Origin of the sequence: Bradyrhizobium sp. HKCCYLRH2047 (genome assembly GCF_051168175.1) — a bacterium.
Lineage (GTDB): Bacteria > Pseudomonadota > Alphaproteobacteria > Rhizobiales > Xanthobacteraceae > Bradyrhizobium.
In genome coordinates this window covers 503,499-520,614 of record NZ_JBNPUM010000002.1, presented here as the reverse complement: position 1 = coordinate 520,614, position 17,116 = coordinate 503,499, and the positions used below count along the sequence as shown (strand labels likewise).

Here is a 17,116-nt window from a genome sequence, read left to right as displayed (position 1 = left end):
GATGCCGAGCCGGATGCGCATCATCCTGACCCTGCTGCTCGCGGCCGTCCTGTGGGGGATCGCGACGATGCTGGCGCGCGCCGACGTCCGCATCATCTCCTCGCCCGGCGGCGAGGTGGGTCCGTTCCTCGATCTGTTCGAGAAGGTGCGCGCCTCCGGCGAGCGGGTCATCATCGACGGGCCCTGCCTGTCGGCCTGCACGCTGGTGCTCAGCGTGGTGCCCGAGGACCGCATCTGCGTGACGCGGCGGGCCACCCTCGGCTTCCACGCCGCACGCTCGGTCGACCGGCGCGGCCGCGTCTATGCGGAACCCGAGGCTTCCAAGCTGGTGCTGCAGACCTATCCCAGGCCGGTGCGCGGCTGGATCGAGCGCCGCGGCGGCCTGACGTCGCGGCTTCTGCTGTTGCGCGGGCGCGAGCTCAAGGCGATGTACGCCTCGCGCCGCTAGCGGCGTCACGCCGCGTAGCCGTCCGCCGGGGAATTGATCATCCACGGAATGCCGAAGCGGTCGACGCCCATGCCGAAGCCCTTGGACCAGAAGGTCTTGCCAAACGGCATGGTGACGGCACCGCCTGCGAGCAGCGCGTTGAACTTGCGCTCGGCCTCGGCCGGGTCTGCGATCTGGAGCGAGACCGAGATTCCGTGCGGCTTGCCTTGATAATATTCGGGCGGCGAATCCGAGGCCATCAGGACGCCGTCGCCGATCGAGAAGCGGACATGCATGATCCTGTCCTTGTGCTCCGGCGCGGACGGCATCTCTGGCGGCGCCTCGCCATAGCGCATCATCATGTCGACCTTGGCGCCGAGCACCTCGCCGTAGTGTTTCAACGCCTGTTCGCAATCGCCGTTGAACGTCAGATAGGGACAGATCATCGTCATCCTCCTTGGTTGAAAGATCATTCGTCAGCGCGAGAGCGGCAGCAGTCCGCGCAGCCGGCGGTCGCGAAGCCACAAGCCGCCCCACAGCATCAGCCCGAGATAGAGGCCGAACAGGACGTGGCTGAACAGCGGACTGCCGATCCGGACATGCGAGGCGATGGCGCCGCCGAGATAGCCTGTCAGCAGGATCGCGCCAACGAACGATGTCGGCGGCAGGATATAGAGCACGGTGCAGAGAAGCGTGATGAGGCCGAGGGCACGCGCCATGGCGTCGCTTGCACCATAGCCCATCTGGTCCAGCGTTTCTGTGACGACCGGCAGAGGAACGAGCTTGATCGCGCCGTCGAACAGCAGGAACAGCGTCACCAGCCCGCTCAGGATGCGCCCGCTCCACAATTCGGCGCGCGAGACCGGTTCTTCCAAGGTGATCGTCGTCATCTGCAGCTCCTCCCCCGTGATGCTGCTCCAAGGACGAATGAAGGAGCGTGCCACCGACAGCCCGGTGCAGAATTTTAGATCGAATCTCGGCAGAATTTCACTGGCCGACCCGAGCCCGAGCCGTCGCACCGTCGCGCATCAGCCGGTCGAGCTGCATGCGGATATGCGCGGCCTCCGCCGAGCTGTGCGCCAGCGCGATGGCGCGGTCGAAGGCGGTCCGTGCCTCGTCGGTGCGCCCGAGCTGCATCAGCAGCGCACCGCGCACACCGAAGAAATAGAAATAGTTGGCGAGCCGCCCTTCGAGCGGCGCGATCAGGTCGAGCGCCGCCTCAGCGCCGCGGACCTTGGACACCGCAACGGCGCGATTGAGCGTCACCACCGGCGAGGGCTGCACCACTTCCAGCGCGCCATAGAGCAGGTCGATCTGGGTCCAGTCGGTGTCCTCCGGGCGCGCGGCGCGCGAATGCAGCGCCGCGATCGCGGCCTGGATCAAATACGGTCCGCTGCGGCGATGGCGCATCGCCTTGTCGATCAGGGCTACGCCTTCCGCGATCATCGGCTGGTTCCACAGCGAACGATCCTGGTCGTCGAGAAGGATCGGCATCCCCTCCGCATCGAAGCGGGCGGCGCTGCGCGCGTGTTGCAGCAGCAGCAACGCCGTCAGCCCCATGATCTCCGGCTCGCTCGGAAAAAGGCGCAGCAGCAGCCGCGCCAGCCGGATGGCCTCCTCCGACAGCGGCTGGCGCAGCGCAGCGGTCTCGCCGCTGGCCGAATAGCCCTCGTTGAAGATCAGGTAGATCATGGCGGCGACCGCGGTCAGGCGCTCCGAGCGCTCCACCGCGCCCGGCGTCTCGAACGGCACGTTCGCCTGGGCGACGCGCGCCTTGGCCCGGGTGATGCGCTGCTCCATCGCGGTCTCGCCGACCAGAAAGGCGCGGGCGATCTGCTTCACCGTCAGCCCGGACACCACGCGCAGCGCCAGCGCGATCTGCTGGGTCGCCGGCAGGTCCTTGTGGCAGCAGATGAACAGCAGACGGAGGATGTCGTCGCGATAATGCGAGCCGTCGAGCCGGTCGGCCAGCGCGCTCTCGGCATCGTCGAGATCGGAGATCGCCTCGTCCTCCGGCAGCGGCTGCTCGCGGCGGACGCGGCGGACATCGTCGATGGCAGCGTTACGTCCGACCATGATCAGCCAGGCCGCGGGATCGCGCGGCGGCCCGTTCTGCGGCCAGCTCTTCAGAGCGCGCAGGCAGGCGTTCTGGAACGCCTCCTCCGCCGTGTCGAGGTCGCGGAAATAGCGCAGCAGCGCGCCGACGGCCTGGGGACGTGCTGATGTCAGGGCTGCATCGATCCAGGCCGCGTCGCTCATGCCAGCGCTCCGCCCGGCCTGAACGTGCCGACGGGACGGATCTCGTAGGAGCCGCCGGGATTGGCCTCGCCGAGCTCGCGCGCGACCTCGAGCGCCTCGTCGAGATTGGCGCAGTCGACGAGATAGAAGCCGAGCAATTGCTCCTTGGTCTCGGCGTAGGGACCGTCGATGACGAGCGGCGGATCCTCCTTCCGGAAGGTCGTCGCGGCCGTGGTCGGCAGCAGCCGCGCCACCGGCCCGAGCCGCCCCTGCTTGGCGAGCTTCTCCTGCACAACGGCAAGCTTGGCCATGACGGCGGCGTCCTGGTCCTTGCTCCAGGTGCAGACGACGTCCTCGTCATGATAGCAGAGCAGCGCATACAACATCGGAAGGCATCTCCATTCGTCTTCAAGACGGCGGAGTATGCCCGGAGCCGACAGACCGGCGAAGAATTTTCGCCGGTTCCGCAGGCCGGAACGACCGGCCTACCAGGAGATACCGTACTTGGCCGCGATGTTGCGCGCCCGCGTCTCCTGTGCGCTCTCGCGGGGCTGCTTGGCCCGGCCGGCCTGGCGCTGCGACTGACCTTGGGCCTGACCTTGCCCCTGACCTTGCCCTTGCCCTGCGGCACTTTGACCACCCGCACCTTGCGCCATGCCGGCCGCGGCGCCCTGCTGACTGCCGGCCTGCGGCTGACTGCCGCCCTTGCCGATGGAAATGCCGTTGGCCGACAGGATCGAGCCGACGTCGATGGTCTGGGCCTGAGCCGGGACTTGGGCCGAGGCGGATGCGATGACGAGAGCAGTGGCGAGAAGCAATTTGCGCATGGCGATGTCTCCGTGTTGATGGCCGGAGATTGGCCTGCCCGCACGATCTGGTATGTGGAACGCGTCACATAAGCTCGAGGACCCTCCGATGACCAAAGGCGCGCTGGCGCTCCTGATCCATGGCGGCACCGACAACTGGTCGCCGCAGCGCTGGAAGGCGCGTTTCGACGATGTCTGCGGCGACCGCCCGGTGGTGCTGCTGCCCGATGCCGGCCTCGATCCGGCCGACGTGCATTACGCGGCGGTCTGGAAACCGGTGCCCGGCGAGCTCGCCGGCTTCCCGAACCTGCGCGCGATCTTCAACCTCGGCGCCGGCGTCGACGCGCTGATGGCCGACAAGACGCTGCCGAGCGTGCCGCTGGCGCGCGTCGCGGTCGACGATCTCACGGCGCGGATGACAGAATATGTCGTGATGCACGTGCTGATGCATCATCGCCAGGAGCTGTATCTGCGCGAGTCGCAGCGGGTGAAGCGCTGGGCGCCGAAGTACCAGTGGCCGGCGGCCGCGATCGGCGTCGGCATTCTCGGACTGGGCACGCTCGGGATCGATGCGGCCGAGGTGCTCAAGCGGCTGGGCTTCCAGGTCGCCGGCTGGAGCCGCAGCGCCAAGCAGGCCGACGGCATCGAATGCTTCCACGGCGCGGCGCAGCTCGATGCGTTCCTGGCGCGGACCGACATCCTGGTGTCGCTGCTGCCGCTGACGCCGGATACGCGCGGCATTCTGGATCGCAGGATGTTCGCGCGGCTTCGGCGCAGCTCGCCGCTCGGCGCCCCCGTCATGATCAATGCCGGACGCGGCGGGCTGCAGAACGAGGCCGACATCCTCGCCTGCCTCGACGACGATACACTCGGTTCGGTCTCGCTCGACGTGTTCGGCCAGGAGCCGCTGCCGGCCGACAGCCCGTTCTGGACCCACCCGAAGGTGGTGCTGACGCCGCACAACGCAGCCGACACCGACGCCGACGCAATCTCGCGCTACGTCGCCGAGCAGATCGCGACCTTCGAGGCCGGCGGAGCGCTGCGCAACCTGGTCGATCGCGTCAGGGGATATTGAAACGCTATTTTTTGCCAATCATCATATCGATTGCGCCGGCGACGATCGCCTCCAGCTCCTGACGCGGCACCCGCGCGCGCGCGCGGACCGCGATCGAGTGGATCGTCGCCGACGCCAGCCGTGCCAGCACGGCGGGGTCGGCGTCCGCCGGCAGCTCGCCCTTCTCCTTGGCGCGGCGGAAGCAGTGCGCGAAGGCCTTGTCGAGCTCCGTCAACGCGTTCTGCACCATGGCGCGGATGTCGGGATCGGCAACCGCCTCCGAGCCGGCCGTCATCACCGTGAAGCAGCCGCGCGGTCCCTCCTCGCCCGAGAGATAGATGTCGAGCGCCGTGGCGAAGATCTGCTCGAGCTGCCGTCGCACCGGCCAATCGTTGCTGAAGACGTCGCCCATGAGGGCGCGCGCGTTGTCGCGATAGCGCTGATAGCTCTTGATGTAGAGCTCGCGCTTGTCGCCGAACGCGCCATAGAGGCTCGGCCGGTTCATGCCGGTGGCGGCGCTGAGATCGTCGAGCGAGGTCGCCGCAAAACCGGTCGACCGGAACAGGTCGAGCGCCTTGCCGAGCGCGACCTCCGGCTCATACGCCCGCGGCCTCCCGCGCCGCTTCGGCTCGACCTGGGCGGCAGCCATTTTCTGGGGATGGTCGCCCTGCGGCGGCCCCTTCTTTTTTTGTACCATTTCGCACTAAATTCCTTGACCGGCCTTATATTATGCGGGACAGTATAAAAATCAATCAACGCTCCGGTCCGGAGCCCGAGGGAGACGTCCATGGACCTGTATTTCTCGCCGCTCGCCTGCTCCCTCGCCACCCGCATCGCGCTCTACGAAGCCGGCGCCGCGGCGAACTATCTCGAGGTCGACCCCAAGACCAAGATCGTCCTCAACGACGGCTCCGATTTCCGCGCCGTCAATCCGCTCGGCCTCGTCCCGACGCTCCGCACCGATGACGGCGACCTGCTGACCGAGAATGCCGCGATCCTGCAATATGTCGCCGATCACTTCCCGCAAGCGAAGCTCGGCACCGGCCCCGGCATGGACCGCAGCCGCCTGCATCAATGGCTGTGCTTCATCGGCACCGAGCTGCACAAGGGTCTGTTCATTCCGATCCTCGACAAGACCGCGCCCGAGGAGATGAAGGCCCATGTCCTGAACAAGAACCTGTCGCGGCTCGATCATCTCGATAACCACCTGCGGGATCGCGACTATCTGCTCGATCATTTCACGGTCGCCGACGCGTATCTCGTCACCGTGATCAACTGGACCATGGCGACGCCGCCGGTCCAGCTCGCGAAATGGCCGGCCGTGAAGGCCTACTACGAGCGCCTGCGCGCACGGCCGTCGGTCGCGCGCGCCATCGCCGAGGAGTTCGAGCTCTACAAGGCGGAACTGGCGCGGCACAAGGCGGCGGCGTAAACCGCATGCGAATTTCATCTCCCGCTCATGGGGAGATGAAATGGTGCGGGGAGATCGAACATTGTTCCACGAGCACATCTCCACCGCGCCGGATGCTTGACCGCGATCACGCCGGGTTGCAATCCTCGAATCGCAGGAGGATTGCACGTGGCAACCACATCCGTACGAGACCGATTGCTGGCCGACCGGCGCGCGCTGCTCGATCTGGGCACGCGCAACCGGCTCGTGCACATCCCGCTCAAGACCAAGACCATCCGCACCATCGACATCGTCGCCGCGCGCTCTGCTGCGCTGTTCGAGCTTCTCGGCGAAGGCAAGCGCTTCACGTTCCTGCCGGCGAAGGCGGAGGCTGTGGAAGCGGACGGCACCCTGCCCTTGAGCCTGCCGGCCCCTCGGTCCGACGCGCCGAGCGTCAAGGTGGACCAGCAAAAGAATGATTCGGAGTCAGCTGCTTCGGAGTCAGAGCCCCGGCAGCCCGACACCCGGCTCAGGACCCGGCTGTCATCGGAGTCGCTGCAGAAGCGCCTGCTGGACATCTGGTACGACGCACGAACGCTCGAGGAAGAACAGGGCGTCAATATCCTCTATCTCGCCTTCGGGCTGCTGAAATGGTTCGAGGACGACAAATCCGACGTCGAGCGCTTCGCGCCGCTCGTCCTGCTGCCGGTCCGTCTCGAGCGCAGCAGTGCCGCCGATCGGTTTCACCTGGTCTCGCGCGCTGAGCCACCATCGCCGAACCTCTCGCTCCAGGCCAAGCTCGACGCCGAGTTCGGACTCAAGATCGAGGATTTTGGCGACGAGGACGATGTCGACATCGCGGCCTATCTCGCCGGCGTCGCGGAGACGATCGCCAGCAAGCAGCGGTGGGAGGTCAGGACGGACGCGATCGTCCTCGGCTTCTTCTCGTTCTCCAAGTTCCTGATGTATCGCGATCTGGACCCTGACAACTGGCCCGCAGATGGCGGCCTTGATCGTCATCCCCTGATCGCGGCGCTGCTTCAGGACGGCTTCGAGGGCGCGGAGCCGATCGTGGCCGACGACGGCAAGATCGATTCCGTCATCCAGCCGGTGGCGATGAACCATGTCGTCGACGCCGATTCATCGCAGGCCGTGGTGATCGAGGAAGTGGTCCGCGGACGCGACCTCGTCGTCAAGGGACCGCCGGGCACCGGCAAATCGCAGACCATCACCAACATCATCGCGTCGGCTGCCGCCGAGGGGAAGACGGTGCTGTTCGTCGCCGAGAAGATGGCGGCGCTCGAGGTCGTGCACCGGCGGCTGAAGCATGTCGGTCTCGGCGCGCTCGCGCTGGAGCTGCACTCCAACAAGGCCAACAAGCGCGTTCTGCTCGAGGAGCTGAAGCGCTGCAAATCGGCCGAGGTCGCGGTCCCGCGCGGCGAAGCCACGCTGGTGCAGCGCCTGACCGACAGCCGTGATGGCCTCAACCGGCATGCGGAGATGATGCACCAGCCGCATCAGCCGAGCGAGCTGACACCGTTCAGGCTGCTCGGTCATCTCGTGCGCTGCGGAGACAACTCCGCGCAGCCTCCCTACCCGTTGCAGGGCGCCCCCTCCTGGTCTCCCCTGGATCTGGAGCGGCGGCGTGAGCTGATCGCCGAACTCGTCGAACGAATTGCGACCGACGGCGCGCCTCACCTGCATCCGTGGCGCGGCGTCGGCCGCGACGCGCTCGATCCCGCCGAAATGACCGAGCTGCGGAGCTCGCTGAACGACATCTCGAACGCTGTCGACAGCGTCGCCACGGGCGCGGCCCGCCTGGGGACGCTGCTCGGCCTCCCGCCGCCGGCCACCTTGGCCGACGCCGCGGCGGTGCTGGCCTTTGCGCAGGCCGCGGCCGCGATGCCGGAGTGCGACCGGACGGCCTTCCGCGACGCCGTCTGGAGCCAGGCCGGACTCATCACGGACATCATCGACAAGGGGCTGCGCTACGCGAAACTGAGGACGGCCGTCGAGAGCGCCTTCGTCGAGGCCGCCTGGGATGCACCGATCGCCGAGTGCCGCAAGGTCATCGCCGAGAAGGGCCGCTCCTGGCTGCGCCTGTTCAGCCGGCGCTATCGCGAGCAGGTGGCGCTGCTGGCCTCGTACCTGAAGGTGCCGATGCCGAAAACGCTCGAGCAGCGGCTTCTGCTGCTCGACGGCCTCATCGCGGCGCAAGCCGCGCGCCGGTCCTTCGCGGAGGTCGAAGCCGCCGGCAGCACCGCCTTCGGAACGGCGTGGCAGAAGGAACAGTCGGACTGGGACGCGTTGTCCCGATTGGCGAGCTGGTGGACCGCATTCCCCAAACCGTTCGCAAACGACGACACGCGCCAGCGGCTGGCGCAGCTCACGCTGTCGGCCGATGATCGGCGATCGATCGAACAGCTCAACGACAGCCTCGCAAGTCTGAGGTCCGGGCTCGGCAGGCTGATCGACTTCCTCCAGCTGGAGCCTGCCCGCATCCCGCTCGACGCCGGCGACCAGATCCGGTTGGCCGACCTGTCGCAGACCTTGTCGGAGTGGCAGACCGCGACCGAGCGCCTCACCCGCTGGATCGCGTTCATGGGCCGGGTCCGCCTGGCGCGCGCGCAAGGCCTCGCCGCGCTGGCCGACCGCGCGCTCGACGGCTCCTTGCCGGGCGACGCGCTCGAAGCCGCCTTCGACCGGTCCTATTACGACGCCATGCGCGGCGTGATCTTCGCCGAGCATCCCGAGCTGAAGCGGTTCGACGGCGAATCGCACGACCGGCTGGTCGACGGCTTCCGCAAGCTCGACGTCGCACGCATGCAGCTGGCCCGCGACCAGATCGCTCACGAGCATGCGGCGGCCCTGCCGCGCAACGCCGGCGGCATCGGGCCGCTCGGCGTGCTGAACGGCGAGCTTGCCAAGAAGCGCAATCATCTGCCCATCCGCCAGCTGCTGGAACGGGCCGGTCCGGTCATTCAGCAGATCAAGCCGATCTTCCTGATGAGTCCGCTGTCGGTGGCCCAGTTCCTCAAGCCCGGCGCGATCGCCTTCGATCTGCTGGTGGTCGACGAGGCCTCGCAGATCGAGCCGGTCGACGCGCTCGGCGCGGTCGCGCGCTGCCGGCAGATGGTGGTCGTCGGCGACGAGCGGCAGCTGCCGCCGACGCGCTTCTTCGCGAAGCTGACGGGCAATGACGACGAGGACAATGACGACGAGGATCAGCCGACCTTCCAGGTCAAGGACGCCGAGAGCATTCTCGACCTCTGCCTTGCCAAGGGCCTGTCGCATCGGATGCTGAACTGGCACTATCGCAGCAAGCACCAGTCGCTGATCGCCGTGTCCAACAAGCAGTTCTACGACAACCGGCTGTTCATCGTGCCGAGCCCGTACGATGCGGTTGCGGGAATGGGGTTGAAGTTCAACTACACCCCCGATGCGCACTATGAGCGCGGCAGCAGCCGGACCAACCCCAGGGAAGCGCGGCTCGTCGCCGAGGCCGTCATGCGCCATGCGCGCGAGACGCCGGATCGCAGCCTTGGCGTCGCGACCTTCTCGGTGGCACAGCGCCAGGCGATCCAGGATCAGCTCGAAATCCTGCGCAAGGAAAACCCGGCGACGGAGAGCTTCTTCGTCCGCGGGGCCAGCGAGCCGTTCTTCGTGAAGAACCTCGAGAACATCCAGGGCGACGAACGCGACGTCATCTTCATCTCCATCGGCTATGGGCGAACGAAGGAAGGTTTCGTCTCGATGAGCTTCGGCCCGCTCAACTCCGACGGAGGCGAGCGCCGGCTGAACGTGCTGATCTCGCGCGCCAAGCTCCGATGCGAAGTGTTCTCCTCGATCACCGGCGACGACATCGACCTGTCGCGCGCCAAGGGCCGCGGCATCGCGGCGCTGAAGACGTTCCTGACCTTCGCGCAGACGGGGCAGCTCGGCATCGCGCAGGAGACCGGGCGCGATCCCGACTCGGTGTTCGAGGAGCAGGTCGCCGCCAGGCTGCGGGCGCTCGGCCACGACGTGAAGACGCAGATCGGCACCGCCGGTTTCTTCGTCGATCTCGCTGTCGTCGATCCCGACAAGCCCGGCCGCTTCCTGCTCGGCATCGAATGCGACGGCGCCCAGTACCATGCGTCCCGTTCGGCGCGAGACCGCGACCGCCTGCGGCAGAACGTGCTGGAGGCGCATGGCTGGGTGCTGCATCGCATCTGGTCGACCGACTGGTTTCTCCGCCCGCAGGAAGAGACGGACAAGGTTGTTCGCGCGATCGAGGCGGCGAAGGCGCATTGGCAAGACATCGACCAAGGGGCTGCGCGCGCTCACCCCGAGCCTCCGGCAATCCCCGCCGTGCCGGCGCCGGAGCAGGCCGAGGAGCGCCCTCTGGAGATGCTCGCACAGGCACCGACGGTGGCCCCCTATGAAGAGGCGAAGCTGCGCGTGCGTCGGGAGATCGAGCCGCACGAGACGCCGCTCGCCGACATGACGCGGCATGTCGTCGAGATCGTCGCCGTCGAAGGGCCGGTGCATGAATCGGAGATCATCGTCCGGATCAGGTCGGCCTGGGGCCTTGCCCGCGCCGGCAATCGCATCCGCGATGCCGTGCGAACGGCGCTGACGTCGGCAGTGGCGAAGGGACAGATCGCCGGAGGCCCGTTCTACGCCGTCCCCGGCCAGGCGATCATCATTCGAAACCGCGAGGACGTGCAATCACAGTCCTTGCGCAAGCCCGAGATGCTGCCGCCGGACGAGATCAAGGCGGCGATCATGCAGGTCGTGGCGCAGAACTACGGCGCCGAGGAAGACCAGTTGATCCAGGCGGTCGCCCGGCTGTTCGGCTTCGGTTCGACCAGCGCCCAGCTGCGCGAGGTGCTGCAAGGCAGCCTCCAGGATCTTCTCGCCGCAGGACAGCTGCGCCGCGAGGGAGAGCTGCTGACCAAGCCGCAGGAGGTCTGGCCGGCTGCGCAGAGCTGACCCGCCACGTGCTGCGAGGACCTCGTGGCCCGAACGCCACCTGACAGCCGCCGAGATCGGCGGTCGGGCCACGGCCCCGGCCGGTCGCTTCTTCAGAGGCATGAATTCCGCGGCGGCATCGCTGCAGCAGCGGAACTGGCGAGGTCGGAAGCTCGTTCAGATCAGGCGCTCGTCCCTGCCCGGGGCAGCGGAGCGGGATTGCACGGCTCCGTCCCTGCCACTATCCTCAGGCACGACACGCGCTGGCCCGCACCGCAACAGGAGCGCCCCATGCCGACCGCGACTTTGTCTCAGACTCCGGCTCCCCTGGACGAGACTATCACCATCGCGGAGCTGACGCGCGATCCCTATCCGATCTACCGCCGGCTGCGGCGCGAGGCGCCGGTACTGCGGGTCAAGTCGGTGGGCCGGACGTTCCTCACCAAGGCGGCCGACACCAAATATGTGAAGGACAATGCGGCGCTGTTCTCGTCCGACGATCCGAACACGCCGATGAAGCGCGCCTTCCTCGCGCACACCTTGATGCGCAAGGATCACGACGAGCACCGCGCCGAGCGCATGGCGATGATGCCGGCCTTGATGCCGAAGACGATCGAAGCCGTCTGGGAGCCGCTCTACACCCAATTCGCCACCGAATATCTCGACCGGCTGCCGCGCGGCGAGATCGTCGATCTCTTCCCCGCGCTCGCCGGCCCCCTGGCCGCGCGCATCCTCGCCCATGTCATGGGCATTCCCGACGCCAGCGATGCCGACATGCAGCGCTGGTCGCAGGCCCTGATCGACGGCGCCGGCAATTTCGGCTGGACGCCGGGGCCATTCGACGCGTCCGATATCGCCAATGCGGAGATGGACCGCTGTATCAGTGCCAACATGGCGCGCGTGAAGGCCGCACCGGATTCCTCCGCGCTGTCCTTCATGGTCAACGCGAAGAACCCGATCCCCGACAGCCAGATCATCGCCAACATCAAGATCGCGATCGGCGGCGGCATCAACGAGCCGCGCGACGCGCTGCTGACGATCCTCTACGGCCTCCTCACCAACCCGGACCAGCTCGAAGCTGTCCGCGCGCAGGACAAATGGCGCTCCGCCTTCGAGGAAGGCGTGCGCTGGGTGGCGCCGATCCAGGCGAGCTCGCGCCTGGTGATGGAGGACACCGAGATCCGCGGCTGCCTGATCCCGAAGGGCGACACCGTGATGACCATCCAGGCCTCCGCCAACCGCGACGAGGACCTGTTCACCGACGGCGAGCACTACAACGCGCTGCGCGACCCCAACCCCCACCAGGCCTTCGGCAACGGCCCCCACCACTGCGCCGGCGCCCACCTCTCCCGCCGCACCGTTGGCGCCATCCTGCTGCCGATGCTGTTCGAGCGGTTTCCGCGGATGGAGCTGGTGGATGCGGCCAGCGTGCGGTGGCACGGGTTCGGGTTTCGAGGGCCGCTGGGGTTGGCGGTGAGGTTGCGATAGAGTGGGGGCGTCGTTCTTCGTATTGCCTCAGTACATGCGATACGGCCGCGGACTGTTGCCGACCGTCGTCCACCACGGCGCCCCGAACGCGCAACATGGAGCGCACCGCATTCTTCACGAGCTAATTGATAATAGGACCTGCGACCGCGTCGGCCATTTTGTGCGCAAGCACAAGGGCCCGGCTCACCTCATCTCTTTCGCTACGAACGACCATATCGAGGAGCTTTCGGAACGGAAGAGCTTAAGGACGTTCACGACTACTCGTCCAGATTCTTCAAACCAAGGTCTTTCCAAATTATTTGCACGATCGAAAAGAAACTCTTGGCTGCTTTTGTCAGAGCTACCTGCTCATCAGTGTATTCCTTGAGTGTTAAAGTTCGGCTTGCGTCGTCGAGTTTCCCTCCCTTGAACATCTTGAACCGTCGCAGGTGGATCTTCGAATTCAACGAATAATCGTTAGGGTCGGGCCGAACGAGCAAGCCATGGGCTGCATAGTTCCGGAGTTCCTCATATGCCAAGACGTCGTCAATCGCTTTCGTAAGTTTGTCGGCATAGGGACTCAAGGGGCCACCATCGACTTTGAGCATGGCCTTAATTTTATCCGCCCTAGTTTTCGCATCCTGCGAAAACGACAAGTCGATCTGCTTATATTGGTCGTACTCTTTTCCCTCCAGAATGAGTTTGGCCAGGTACCATTCGACTTGGGCATAAGATAAGATCGTGATGCCGCGGGCGTCGATGATGCTCTGAATGAATCTACTTGCCTCGGTGCTAGGCTGTGTCGCGGCGTTGGCAGCTTCAGGACTCGGCTTTTCCTCCGACATGCACAATGGTCCTTCATCGTCGGTCAGATCAAAGATATTGGTTGCGTGCGCCGATCTATTGCTTCAGCCATTTATCAGGGACAAGCTTCTCGTCGCCCCGCCATTCTCCGGCCAGCGTTACGCCGCTAATCTCGCCCCACACGTCATGACCGGCATGGTCCAGAACGATGATCTGCAGGCGACCTTTTGCCTCTATCACTTCCTTGCCCAGGGCCTCGAAAACCTTTCGCACAGCGGCGACATCCTCGTCACGCGATCGGCCCATGGACGAGACATGCTCGCCTTCAAACCCGCGAGGGAAATATACTTGGCTAGGCTGGTCGTAGATCAATAAGCCAGGCACTGGATGATCCTTCCGATCCAGGAAGAATCGTTGAAGGCCGACCGTAACTGCGATGTGATAAGCAAGCCAATTGGCGCCGCTGCCAATTTCCCAGAGGAAGTCTTGCCGATCTGGCTGAATGACTTGAACCGTGAGATCAGGCACGTACAACCTGATTGGCGTTCGGGGCCATTCTGCATCGAGCATTGGAACAACGGTTCCACAGTAGGAGGCGATGATCGATAGCGCGTTTTCAGTCTTAGCCTTCACCTGCCCCTCGGAATAGATCTTCCTCAGTTCGGCGATTTGATCTTTAATTCGGACGACGTCTTGGGCAAGCGTTGCCCCCTCGTCCGACCGATCGAATGACTCCAGCGCCTGCTCTAATCGCCCAACGAAGCGCTCGACGCGATCTTGACGAAAAATCTCCTGGCGGACCTGTTCTGATCGACGTTCTAACAGGGCTATCGACTGCCGAACCTCTGATAGCTTTCCCGCGGCGTCATCGACGTCCCCCCGGATACGGAGGCGTTCCTTATCGAAGGCATCAGAGAGCCCCGGCTGGGATTGCAGTTGGATCTCAACGCCCTGTAAGGCTTCAACGAGGCTATCCAGTTGCTCCTTGCCCGCGCCAGTAACTGTCTCGAGCGGACCAACTGGTTTAACAGCGCGGTCACGCAACCATCCTGCGATGTTCAACCGATCGCGCTGGATTCGAATCGCAGAACCATATGTTTGGCTACTCTGTACGAGCCTTTGAATTTCATTCAGTCGCTGCCGCTTTAGAGTTAGATCTGCGGCAGCAGCGGACTCTTCCTCTCGCAACGTTTCTAATTGGGACAGGGCTCCTTCGATCGTTTCGAGAGAAGGACGAGCAGACCGAGTGTTGCTGTTGGCGGCTTGCCGCAAAAGGTCCACGATATCAGGCCATTCGCCCGGGACCTGCGTATCAGCAGGCAGTAGGCCAAGTTCAATTGCCTGCCGTATCCACGACTGCGATTCAGCTTGCCATGCCCTCACTCCCGACTTCGTAGATGCGAGAGCTGCCTCTTTTCTCCTAAGGTCGCGCGCCAAGCGAGCGATTTCCCAACTTGCTGCCAGCATAGCAGGCGTCAGCGCGCCTAGAACATATGGAAAAATCGATTTGAGCTTCTCTCGGTGTTCCGTCGTGTCAGCGTTGTAGAAGAGGACCATCGGGTTGGCCACAATGTATTGTGGCTGGAACGTGAATGCGACCAAATCGCGAAAGCTGACACGCGATAAAAATCCAGAGTCGCTTTCCGGCTCTAGTCCTAGTTGCGATAAGCCAGCGAGCGCGTCTAATTTGCGCTTCACCGCATCAACGGACGAGTTCTTTTCGGGGATTGCTGGCGGGATTTCGATCGCCTCCCCTTCCAGAACAAACATGTCGCCTGTTTGCCTCGCGTCCCCCGGCTCCCGTCGGGCAAGCAACAGCTGCCCCTCCATCGTGTCGATCACGACGCCGAACCACGAGCACGCCTCTCGTATGGTTCCTACCGGAATGCTACATTTCCCGCTGGCAAGGCAGTAGTCAATTATGGGAATCACTGCAGACTTGCCGGTTTTTGAGGCGCCGCTAATTACATTGACCAGGCCCGGCTCAAATTCAATCACTCGCGGCGGATGTTCGGCCTTCGACCAAAGGACCAATTTCAGAATCTGAAATCGCATTTTAGATCTCAATCCTAAGCGTTGAAAGCGCATGAGAAAGCGGCAGGCGTGCAAACCAATGTCCGAGCTTCTCCGCACCAGAATGATGATCCTTCAGCCTGTCCGGCACGATGGGAGGATGCTCCTCAATTCCGCTGACCTCTGCATTGGAATAATTCAGTCGAAGCACCCCCGCCGCTATGCCGGTAGCTATGGATTCCAAGGTCAACTCTCGCATAACGAGTGCCCGATCATGGATTGCCATGAGCGCCTCTCGCTCTTCACCCAGTTTCGTCGCAAATCTCACCAGCCCGGAAGGCAATAGCGTCGATTTGAGATCTCGAAGTGTCGGACCGTGGTAGACGATGGGCAGCACACAGAACAGGCTGGGCAGCAATGGAAGAGCGTCGGGACGCTCCTTTTGAAAGCCGCGGCAAAATCTCCAAAGCAGAATAGCGCCGAGAGCCGGATTCTGGACAAGCGCTACAGGGCGTTCGCTGGCCATATTTAAACGGACTCCTCGGCAGGAAAAAGCTTGGTATATTGAGGGTGCCAGCCCAGTTTCATTTCGTCGGCAAGGCAGTTGTAGGAGCCTGCAACGAAGTGATCAGGTAGATCATTTCCCTCTAACGGTATGGCGGATTGTGTGCAGCGCCGATAGACCTCTCGACCGCGCTGTTCTGCAGACTTTTCCGAGAGAATGTCTTCGACTTCGTCACGCACCAACTTGTGCTTGCGGATGAGTGCCGCGTCAAAATCTTGGAAGCTTCCAACAAAAACGTGCCCTTCGTTGGCCCAGTAGATCTTGTCGGCATTTGCCTTTAACCAATCACTGATTGCTGTCGTTAGTAGATCAGACGAGGCTTCGACCGATTGGAGCTGCCTCACAAACATGGGAGGCGCATCAAGATGCGAGGAGATATGCTCCGGCGACGGCTCTGGGGCCTTCGAGATGAGCAGATTTGCCAAGTTATGTTTGCGGATGAACGCTCGAATATCGGTCTGAAAATTGGATGAGCCGATAATCGGCGTCTGCTTTTTGAAAATTAAGTTATCGATCCTGTCGCGAGCCATACCGATTGCAGCAGCTGCGATTTCGTCTAACACGACATCCGACACAGCGGAGAGGTGCAGGAGGCTCTTTACGCTCTCGACGGGATTATTATCGATAACAAGTTCAAAATTCCGGATGATCGCTTGGTTGATATCATCACCAACCGCAAGAAAACGAGCGATATGTTCGTCGACAGCCGCAGCTTGTTTGCCCTTCTTCAGAAGTTTCTTTACTTTTTTAAGCGCTTCCGAAGCGGCTTGGATCGTTTTTGCACTACTTAGCTCCAGGGCGAGCGTTGGATTTCCGTCAGGACATATATAGAGTCGAAAAACTGTTTCGTTGGCATCGACTGTGCCCGCCTTGCAAAGATCCGCCCAGTTTGCAAGCGACTTCCAGAGATCGACCGCACGATCGGCAAGCGCATTGGTAGACGTTACGCTTTTGCACTGCTCCAGCAACAGGGGTTCGCCGGCCGTGTGCACTGCTATGTCGTCGAGAAATTCCAAGGAAACTTCATAGTTCGCTTTCTTGCGAAGCAAATGATGACAAAGTCGAAGCTGCTGAAGCGAGTAGCCCAGATATTGCCCGGGCGCCGTCGTCTTCCGTGTTGTCTGGGTCTGGACCTGACTCATGAGAGCGTCTGGAGCCTGTGTTGGGGCTCGGTACACGTTGTACGTGAACCTTAAGGAAAGTTCCGCAATGCTCAAGGGCGGACTTCACGCATTGCACCGCAACACACAACTTGGACCCGGGCCCTACATAGCCGCCCGTCAAAAGAGGTTACGTCGCATCAGATTACGATGGCAGTGAACTCGACGCCGGCGAGGGCTTGGCCGCTAGGACGTTGCATTCTCCGGCCCTGAGTTGGCTCCATGTCTGTCCGAGTGAG

The 17,116-nt window shown here is 63.5% G+C and carries 15 protein-coding genes; 5 read left to right on the top strand and 10 right to left on the bottom strand.

What is annotated here, in order from left to right; translation table 11 throughout:
* Position 1 precedes the first annotated feature (1 nt).
* Entirely contained in the window at positions 2-448 is a 447-nt protein-coding gene (locus tag ACQR1D_RS05940) for a hypothetical protein (RefSeq protein WP_434893759.1), read from the top strand.
* A gap of 5 nt (positions 449-453) precedes the next feature.
* Here ACQR1D_RS05940 and ACQR1D_RS05935 read toward each other — a convergent pair whose 3' ends face one another.
* The 5 genes from ACQR1D_RS05935 to ACQR1D_RS05915 form a co-directional block, all read right to left on the bottom strand.
* Positions 454-873: a VOC family protein gene (locus ACQR1D_RS05935; RefSeq protein WP_315802573.1), complete on the bottom strand. Its 420-nt coding sequence runs from the start codon at positions 871-873 to the stop codon at positions 454-456.
* 30 nt (positions 874-903) lie between these two features.
* The gene (locus tag ACQR1D_RS05930) at positions 904-1,317 is read right to left on the bottom strand and encodes a DoxX family protein (RefSeq protein ID WP_315802572.1); all 414 of its coding nucleotides are present in this window, start codon (positions 1,315-1,317) and stop codon (positions 904-906) included.
* A 97-nt stretch (positions 1,318-1,414) separates the two neighbouring features.
* A complete protein-coding gene (locus ACQR1D_RS05925; protein WP_315802571.1) occupies positions 1,415-2,686 on the bottom strand; it encodes an RNA polymerase sigma factor in 1,272 nt (423 codons plus the stop codon).
* Positions 2,683-3,051, bottom strand: a complete 369-nt coding sequence (locus tag ACQR1D_RS05920) for a YciI family protein (RefSeq protein WP_315802570.1) — start codon at positions 3,049-3,051, stop codon at positions 2,683-2,685. Before ACQR1D_RS05920 ends, ACQR1D_RS05925 begins: the two co-directional genes overlap by 4 nt.
* 99 nt (positions 3,052-3,150) lie before the next feature.
* On the bottom strand, positions 3,151-3,492 hold the full coding sequence (locus tag ACQR1D_RS05915; RefSeq protein WP_434837945.1) for a hypothetical protein: 342 nt from the start codon (positions 3,490-3,492) through the stop codon (positions 3,151-3,153).
* An 88-nt stretch (positions 3,493-3,580) separates the two neighbouring features.
* Here ACQR1D_RS05915 and ACQR1D_RS05910 point away from each other — a divergent pair, with 88 nt between their 5' ends.
* Complete coding sequence (locus tag ACQR1D_RS05910) at positions 3,581-4,546, top strand: 2-hydroxyacid dehydrogenase (RefSeq protein ID WP_434837946.1); 966 nt, start codon at positions 3,581-3,583, stop codon at positions 4,544-4,546.
* Positions 4,547-4,550: 4 nt separating this feature from the next.
* On the opposite strand, the gene ACQR1D_RS05905 is transcribed toward ACQR1D_RS05910, so the two are convergent.
* Positions 4,551-5,222: a TetR/AcrR family transcriptional regulator gene (locus ACQR1D_RS05905; RefSeq protein ID WP_434837947.1), complete on the bottom strand. Its 672-nt coding sequence runs from the start codon at positions 5,220-5,222 to the stop codon at positions 4,551-4,553.
* A 90-nt stretch (positions 5,223-5,312) separates the two neighbouring features.
* Between ACQR1D_RS05905 and ACQR1D_RS05900 the strand changes: the two genes are divergently transcribed.
* The 3 genes from ACQR1D_RS05900 to ACQR1D_RS05890 all read left to right on the top strand — a co-directional run bounded on the left by ACQR1D_RS05900 (position 5,313) and on the right by ACQR1D_RS05890 (position 12,356).
* A complete protein-coding gene (locus ACQR1D_RS05900; RefSeq protein ID WP_434837948.1) occupies positions 5,313-5,957 on the top strand; it encodes a glutathione binding-like protein in 645 nt (214 codons plus the stop codon).
* Between the two features lie 147 nt (positions 5,958-6,104).
* Positions 6,105-10,889, top strand: coding sequence for a DUF3320 domain-containing protein (locus tag ACQR1D_RS05895; protein WP_434893760.1), 4,785 nt, complete (start codon positions 6,105-6,107; stop codon positions 10,887-10,889).
* A gap of 270 nt (positions 10,890-11,159) precedes the next feature.
* Positions 11,160-12,356, top strand: a complete 1,197-nt coding sequence (locus ACQR1D_RS05890) for a cytochrome P450 (RefSeq protein ID WP_434893761.1) — start codon at positions 11,160-11,162, stop codon at positions 12,354-12,356.
* Between the two features lie 257 nt (positions 12,357-12,613).
* On the opposite strand, the gene ACQR1D_RS05885 is transcribed toward ACQR1D_RS05890, so the two are convergent.
* The 4 genes from ACQR1D_RS05885 to ACQR1D_RS05870 are packed head-to-tail and all read right to left on the bottom strand — an operon-like array spanning position 12,614 to position 16,859.
* Positions 12,614-13,180, bottom strand: coding sequence for a hypothetical protein (locus tag ACQR1D_RS05885; RefSeq protein WP_434893762.1), 567 nt, complete (start codon positions 13,178-13,180; stop codon positions 12,614-12,616).
* A 55-nt stretch (positions 13,181-13,235) separates the two neighbouring features.
* Positions 13,236-15,194 (bottom strand): DUF3732 domain-containing protein, encoded by a 1,959-nt coding sequence (locus tag ACQR1D_RS05880; protein ID WP_434893763.1) that lies wholly within the window; start codon positions 15,192-15,194, stop codon positions 13,236-13,238.
* 1 nt (position 15,195) lies between these two features.
* The gene (locus ACQR1D_RS05875) at positions 15,196-15,678 is read right to left on the bottom strand and encodes a three component ABC system middle component (RefSeq protein WP_434893764.1); all 483 of its coding nucleotides are present in this window, start codon (positions 15,676-15,678) and stop codon (positions 15,196-15,198) included.
* Between the two features lie 2 nt (positions 15,679-15,680).
* Entirely contained in the window at positions 15,681-16,859 is a 1,179-nt protein-coding gene (locus ACQR1D_RS05870; protein ID WP_434893765.1) for an ABC-three component system protein, read from the bottom strand.
* Positions 16,860-17,116: the final 257 nt, after the last annotated feature.

Excerpts from the sequence above, each read along its gene's own strand:
- ACQR1D_RS05940 (WP_434893759.1), top strand. The coding sequence starts at position 2 with ATGCCGAGCCGGATGCGCATCATCCTGACCCTGCTGCTCGCGGCCGTC.
- ACQR1D_RS05935 (WP_315802573.1), bottom strand. The coding sequence starts at position 873 with ATGATCTGTCCCTATCTGACGTTCAACGGCGATTGCGAACAGGCGTTG.
- ACQR1D_RS05930 (WP_315802572.1), bottom strand. The coding sequence starts at position 1,317 with ATGACGACGATCACCTTGGAAGAACCGGTCTCGCGCGCCGAATTGTGG.
- ACQR1D_RS05925 (WP_315802571.1), bottom strand. The coding sequence starts at position 2,686 with ATGAGCGACGCGGCCTGGATCGATGCAGCCCTGACATCAGCACGTCCC.
- ACQR1D_RS05920 (WP_315802570.1), bottom strand. The coding sequence starts at position 3,051 with ATGTTGTATGCGCTGCTCTGCTATCATGACGAGGACGTCGTCTGCACC.
- ACQR1D_RS05915 (WP_434837945.1), bottom strand. The coding sequence starts at position 3,492 with ATGCGCAAATTGCTTCTCGCCACTGCTCTCGTCATCGCATCCGCCTCG.
- ACQR1D_RS05910 (WP_434837946.1), top strand. The coding sequence starts at position 3,581 with ATGACCAAAGGCGCGCTGGCGCTCCTGATCCATGGCGGCACCGACAAC.
- ACQR1D_RS05905 (WP_434837947.1), bottom strand. The coding sequence starts at position 5,222 with ATGGTACAAAAAAAGAAGGGGCCGCCGCAGGGCGACCATCCCCAGAAA.
- ACQR1D_RS05900 (WP_434837948.1), top strand. The coding sequence starts at position 5,313 with ATGGACCTGTATTTCTCGCCGCTCGCCTGCTCCCTCGCCACCCGCATC.
- ACQR1D_RS05890 (WP_434893761.1), top strand. The coding sequence starts at position 11,160 with ATGCCGACCGCGACTTTGTCTCAGACTCCGGCTCCCCTGGACGAGACT.
- ACQR1D_RS05885 (WP_434893762.1), bottom strand. The coding sequence starts at position 13,180 with ATGTCGGAGGAAAAGCCGAGTCCTGAAGCTGCCAACGCCGCGACACAG.
- ACQR1D_RS05880 (WP_434893763.1), bottom strand. The coding sequence starts at position 15,194 with ATGCGATTTCAGATTCTGAAATTGGTCCTTTGGTCGAAGGCCGAACAT.
- ACQR1D_RS05875 (WP_434893764.1), bottom strand. The coding sequence starts at position 15,678 with ATGGCCAGCGAACGCCCTGTAGCGCTTGTCCAGAATCCGGCTCTCGGC.
- ACQR1D_RS05870 (WP_434893765.1), bottom strand. The coding sequence starts at position 16,859 with ATGAGTCAGGTCCAGACCCAGACAACACGGAAGACGACGGCGCCCGGG.